Raw genomic sequence first — 6,118 nt, forward strand, 5'->3', positions numbered from 1 at the left:
AAGATTGGATCATATTTTGTCATAAAAAATGCCCTACAATCGTTAGATTTCTTGTCTAACAATTGTAGGGCACTTCATACCAGGAAAAAATATCTAGCTTTTTTATATTCGATTCTGTAACCAAACTGGAGAAAGAATCCAAAATCGGGTTACTGGAGCTATTTGCCTTAATGCCAGAAAGCTGTCCGTGTTTGGTTGACACTCTAGCTAACCATCTGTTCATTTACGTATTGTGCATAGAGCTGATGATTATTTATTAATTCTTCGTGTGTTCCATGACCAGTCACTTGTCCGTGTTCAATGAAGTATATTTGATCAGCACCGACAATTGTTGATAGTCTATGGGCAATTACTAGAGTAGTTCGGCCAATCATTAATTGGTCCAAAGCACGTTGAACTTTTTCTTCAGATTCTGAATCTAAGCTAGCAGTTGCTTCGTCTAGCATTAATACTTTTGGATTACGTAAGAATGCACGAGCAATAGCTATTCGTTGCTTTTGACCACCAGATAATTTAACACCACGTTCACCAATTTGAGTATCTAATTGTTCTGGAAAATCTTTAACAAATTTGTCAGCATAGGCTAATTCTAGACCGTGCCATAATTCTTTGTCCGATAGTTTTTTGTCTAATCCATATTGAAGATTATCACGTATACTACCGGCAAATACAGCACTGTCTTGCGATACGTATCCTATTTGGGATCTCCAATTTGAAATATTGATGTTTTGAATATTGTGGTTTCCAATGGTGATTTGGCCACTATCTGGTTCGTAGAATCTTTCCAATAATGAGAATAGGGTAGATTTACCACCACCACTAGGTCCTGCAAAAGCAATAACCGTGTTAGGTTTTGCATCAAATGTAACATTGGTTAGAATTGGATGATCATGCTCATAGCTGAATGATAAATTATTTGCAATAATTGTTTTACCTTCAACATCAATCGTTTCGCCATCATTAACTGGTTCCAGATCAGTATTTAAAATCTCTTGAACACGTTCAGTGGATCCCATTGCCTTTTGAACTTGTGAGAAAAATGTGGCAAAACTAGTAACCGGAGCTATGATATTGAATAAATAAAGTAGAAAAGCAACTAATGCTCCACTAGTCATAGTACCAGCTTGAACCCTCACCGCACCGTAACCTAAGATACCTACAAATATACCTAACATTGCGGTTGTCATAATGGGTTGAAGAATAGCTTCAACCTTCGCATCTTTGACACCTAATTTAAATATATTGTTGATAAAGTTACCACCGGTGATTTTTTCAAAATGTTCGCCATTACTTGATTTAATCAGACGAACTTCTGATAATTTTTCACTAGCATCGGCATTAAAGTCCGCAGTTGCCGCTTGTAATTGGCGTCCTAATTTGGATAAAATACGGCCAACGGGTAATAATATTAGTGTAAATATAGGAACAGCACTGAACATAATTGCCGCCATTTTCCAATCCATCAGAAATAATATTATCATTGAACCAATTAGTTGAATTCCACCAGTGATAAAGTTAGGAAATTGTGAAGTAACTAATTCCTTGATAACAGAAGTGTCATTAACTAAGCGAGAACTACTTTCTCCTGATTTGTGGTCGTCAAAGTAATCGACAGGTAATTTTAATAGATGACTCCAAAGTCTTTCTCTTAAGGTTTTTACAGCACTTTCACCAACATAACGAAGTAGAAAACCACCGATTGTTCCAAACCCTAATTGAATTGCGAACGCCAATAGCAATATCGCCAACATTTTTCCATCTATTTTGGCTAACTGACTAGTATCAACAAGTCCCTTGGTCAATTGTGGAACGACCAAGCTGGCGCCACTAGTTACTAGGCTTAATATTATGCCCAGTATAAAAATTCCTTTTTTAGGATTAACGCTGTTGATTAATTGTAAAAACTCTTTAAATCTAAGATTTCCCTTCGAACGTGGTAAATCTTGTCTCATAATTGCTTCATTGCGCATTGTATCTATCCTCTGATGTTATTAAAATCTAAAATTACTTGGTCGATGTCCCATATGATGATCACAACCTCTACCCATCATCATACCTGGCATAAATCCCATGCCATAATTTGCAGATAAATCACCATCTTTCATAGCTTTACGCATCTGTTTTCTCATCTGATGTCGCATATCCTCTGGTGACATATCTTGCCAATCATCACCGAATTTTTCCATCATGCTTTCATGGACTTTTTGCATTTGTTGCATGCGATCCATTGGATCAACAAACTTATCGGCTTTTTGTTTGAAATCTTCATCCCAACCATTAGCAATCTTTGTTAGATTATCGCTAAAAATCTTTTGATCTTCATCGTTAAGTCCAGCAAAGAATGTCTCACTGTAATCTTCGTCTTTAAGAGAGGCATTATCTTCAGCTTTTTTACGACCAGAATCCGTTAGATAGACTAATTTAGTACGTTTGTCGTTTTCATCTTCCTTTCGAAGGATGTCACCGTTTGTTTCCAACTTCTTTAACAGTTCCGCAACTGAACTAGGGCGTAGATCAAGTACTTCAGTTAAATATCTTTGACTGAGGCCATCTTCCAATCTAAGTATTGCTAGAACACGTTGCTGACCTGTTAATCTTTGCTTTTTCTGATGCATAAAATTGTTGCTGGCTTCACTTATGAATCTTAATTGTTTCATCAAATCATCTGTTAATTTACTCATATTATTTTCCTCATTTCTTTTTTTGTTCGGTACCGAACTTTTGATTCAAGAAAGATTATAATTCGGTACCGAACAATTGTCAATAATAAAAACTAAAAAGAAATAGCTCATCAAAATAATTTATAAATAAATTTTTAAGACATTTTGATAAAGCTATGTTTCAAGAATATGTTATTCTCTTCGACAAATGGGAGATGACAATAATGAAATCGATTACACCATTCATTGCTCTAAATGGTAATTCAGAATCAGCCATGCGCTATTATTCAGAAGTTATACCTAATGCAAAAATTACACAGAAGAATAAGTTTGATGAAGCAGATGATAATAATAAAGTATTTCAAGGAGTTCTGAATATTGAGGGGATGGACGTAAATTTTGTTGATATGAAACGTAATTGTCCTGCGCCTGAACCCAATTGGTCATTTTCTTTAATGGTTGAATGTAGTTCTGAAGATGAATTTGATGAGATCTTTGAAGCATTATCCTCAGAAGGAACTGTAATTATGGGACCTGAACCAATCTGTGAATATGAAAGAGCAACTTGGCTGACTGATAAATTTGGTGTCACATGGCAGCTGGTAGTATAAGACATTCGCTAGTAAATAGTGAATGTCTTTTTCTTTACAATTTTTTTCTACTTTCTGGTCAGTTAATTATGATAGATTTTAAAAGGTTAACGGTCTGGTAAAAAAATACGGTTAACATAAAGTTCTAGCTGAAATTATTGAAATAAGAGAGACAATCCAGAAACTGGTAAGAGAAAAAGACTTGACGGTCTTTATTTTAAGTCATACTTTAAAGAGATGGATTCAGATAAAATTTAATGAAGTTGTCCAGGATAACTTCTTGAAGTTTTTGATTAAAATAACATTACCAAGAATTGAGGTGTTGGGATGAAGATAGTCAGTTTTCTAGGAAGATCAACGAATGATGCTAGTAAGTTTGTAAAATTTATTTATATTTTGTATCGACTGATTGCTATAGGGATGTTGATCAGTGAAGCAGCTATGGGTCGTGGTAATGAGATGTTCATTGTCATTTTAACTCTGGTCCTCTTTGAGACTCCGGCAATTATTGAGAATCAATTCAAGATTATGATTCCAGATATTTTAGAATTTGTAATTATTTCCTTTATTTTTAGTTCAACAATTTTAGGGGAACTCAGTGATTTTTATGGCTATTTACCTTTTTGGGATACTGGTTTGCACACTCTGAATGGTTTCTTGGCAGCTGGAGTGGGCTTCTCGTCTATATATTTATTGAATGAGGGAATGGGTTCAATTAGATTGACGCCAATCTTTATTGCTTTAACTTCATTTTGTTTTTCAATGACGATTGGTGTGATGTGGGAATTTGGTGAGTTTACAGCTGATCAGTGGCTGAATACCGACATGCAGAAGGACCGAATCATCCAAAAAGTTAATAGTGTTGAATTAGCTAAGCGGCCTAATACGGTCAAACATGTGAATAATATCGACCGCACAACGATTCATACTTCAGATGATAAAAATATTGTAATTAAAAACGGTTATCTAGACATTGGACTGATTGATACAATGAAGGATTTATTTGTTAATTTGATTGGTGCAATTTTCTTCAGTATTTTTGGGTACTTTTATTCTTCCAGTCGCAGTAAGCGGTATAAATTTATTCGTAATTTTGTTGTTTCTAAAGATAAATAATTCACAATATCTATGTAAGTGCTTGCATGACCTATGATATACTTTTAAATGGGACTAAATGTGTTTAGTCAAATTTTAAAAAGGGGTATTAAATCATGGCTACTACGAAAAAGAAAAAACACGCCTTTCCGTCGGCCTATACGGTCATAGTCATTGTTTTAATTGCGGTTCAAGCTTTAACTTTCTTTATACCTTCATGTAAATATTCGACCCTTGAATATAGTTCAGAAAGTAATGCTTTTGTGATTACTAATCCTAAGGGTAAAACGAAAGAGGAGCCTGCAACCAAAAAGACACTTGATAAATATAAAATAAATATCAAATTGTCTAAGTTTAAGGATGGTACTATTTATCGGCCTGCGGCTATTCCTAATTCTTATGAGGGAATTAAGAAACCGAAACGTGGTGTATTTGGCACCATAAATCAATTTCTAACTGCGCAAGTTCAAGGAATTGTAGATAGTGTTGATATTATTGTCTTTATTCTTATATTAGGTGGTGTTATTGGAATAGTTAATGCCACTGGTGCGATGGATGCGGGAATGAAGCGTCTATCGGAAATTTTAAATGGTAAGCAAAAATGGCTTATTATCATAGTTATGTCATTGATTGCATTGGGAGGTACTACTTTTGGATTAGCTGAAGAAACAATTGCATTCTATCCAATCTTAATCCCAATATTCTTACTGGCAGGGTATGATACGCTGACGGCTATCGCGACGGTTTATTTGGGAACAGCTATTGGTACCATGAGTTCCACAATTAATCCGTTTTCAACTGTTATCGCTTCAAATGCTGCCGGTATTACTTTTACAGACGGTATGCCACTCAGAGTCTTAATGTGGGTAGCTGCGGTCGGAATTTCAATTATTTATACTATTAGATATGGTGAAAAAGTACGTAAAGATCCTTCTAATTCATTGGTTGCCGATCAAATGGAATCGGATCGTAAACAATTTTTAGATGAAGAAATGACGGAAGAAAAAGTATTCACACTACGTCAGAAGTTATCATTAATTGTCTTTGCATTAGGTTTCGTTGTTATGATTTGGGGTGTTCAACAACTAGGTTGGTATTTCACAGAAATAGCTGTTGTCTTCTTAGCTGTAACATATGTATTAATATTTGTTGCAGGTTTAGGTGAGAAGAAATTTGTTCAAAGCTTTGTTTCAGGAGCTGGAGATTTACTTGGTGTCGCACTAACTGTTGGTTTAGCACGTTCAGTAGGTATCGTGATGGAAAATAGTTATGTTAGCGATACGATTATGAATTACTTTAGTAATCAAATCAGTGGAATGAATAATATTCTATTTATTTGTGTATTATTCTTTGTTTATATTATTTTAGGTTTCTTCATTCAATCATCATCAGGACTTGCTGTATTATCAATGCCAATCATGGCACCTCTAGCAGATGTTGTTGGGATTGACCGTGCATTAATTATTGATGCTTATAACTGGGGACAAGGACTGATAGGACTGATTGCACCAACAGGCTTAATTTTAGTTTCACTTTCAATGGTTAATATTGGTTTTGATAAGTGGATTAAGTTTGTTATGAAGCTGTTGGTTACAATCGTCATTTTGATTTTAATTTTCCTAAGTGTTGGTGTTTTAATTTCATAGAGAATAAAGCAAATCTTTCTCGTATTTTAGTTTATAAGATAAATTTTTATGGCTCTATGTCAAATAGTATTGGTGAGACATCTTAGAGCAATTTCCACACTAGAAATGGTGTGGATTTTTTTATGCC

General features: G+C 34.7%; 5 protein-coding genes. 3 read left to right on the forward strand and 2 right to left on the reverse strand.

Features of this window, described 5'->3' with window-relative positions:
* Positions 1–203: 203 nt before the first annotated feature.
* Entirely contained in the window at positions 204–1,952 is a 1,749-nt protein-coding gene (locus EKM79_RS12030; protein ID WP_425454035.1) for an ABC transporter ATP-binding protein, read from the reverse strand.
* Positions 1,953–1,991: 39 nt separating this feature from the next.
* Positions 1,992–2,681, reverse strand: a complete 690-nt coding sequence (locus EKM79_RS12035; protein ID WP_125569129.1) for a MarR family winged helix-turn-helix transcriptional regulator — start codon at positions 2,679–2,681, stop codon at positions 1,992–1,994.
* Positions 2,682–2,884: 203 nt separating this feature from the next.
* On the opposite strand from EKM79_RS12035, the gene EKM79_RS12040 reads away from it, so the two are divergent.
* The 3 genes from EKM79_RS12040 to EKM79_RS12050 all read left to right on the forward strand — a co-directional run bounded on the left by EKM79_RS12040 (position 2,885) and on the right by EKM79_RS12050 (position 5,991).
* Complete coding sequence (locus EKM79_RS12040; RefSeq protein ID WP_125569131.1) at positions 2,885–3,271, forward strand: VOC family protein; 387 nt, start codon at positions 2,885–2,887, stop codon at positions 3,269–3,271.
* Between the two features lie 306 nt (positions 3,272–3,577).
* Positions 3,578–4,366, forward strand: coding sequence for a DUF2238 domain-containing protein (locus EKM79_RS12045; protein WP_125569133.1), 789 nt, complete (start codon positions 3,578–3,580; stop codon positions 4,364–4,366).
* Between the two features lie 95 nt (positions 4,367–4,461).
* The gene (locus tag EKM79_RS12050; protein WP_164506090.1) at positions 4,462–5,991 is read left to right on the forward strand and encodes a YfcC family protein; all 1,530 of its coding nucleotides are present in this window, start codon (positions 4,462–4,464) and stop codon (positions 5,989–5,991) included.
* Positions 5,992–6,118 lie beyond the last annotated feature (127 nt).

The organism is Companilactobacillus insicii, assembly GCF_003946015.1.
GTDB lineage: Bacteria > Bacillota > Bacilli > Lactobacillales > Lactobacillaceae > Companilactobacillus > Companilactobacillus insicii.

What these genes read in the sequence shown, in the direction of transcription:
- EKM79_RS12040 (WP_125569131.1), top strand. Translation starts at nt 2,885, where the DNA reads ATGAAATCGATTACACCATTCATTGCTCTAAATGGTAATTCAGAATCA.
- EKM79_RS12045 (WP_125569133.1), top strand. Translation starts at nt 3,578, where the DNA reads ATGAAGATAGTCAGTTTTCTAGGAAGATCAACGAATGATGCTAGTAAG.
- EKM79_RS12035 (WP_125569129.1), bottom strand. Translation starts at nt 2,681, where the DNA reads ATGAGTAAATTAACAGATGATTTGATGAAACAATTAAGATTCATAAGT.
- EKM79_RS12030 (WP_425454035.1), bottom strand. Translation starts at nt 1,952, where the DNA reads ATGAGACAAGATTTACCACGTTCGAAGGGAAATCTTAGATTTAAAGAG.
- EKM79_RS12050 (WP_164506090.1), top strand. Translation starts at nt 4,462, where the DNA reads ATGGCTACTACGAAAAAGAAAAAACACGCCTTTCCGTCGGCCTATACG.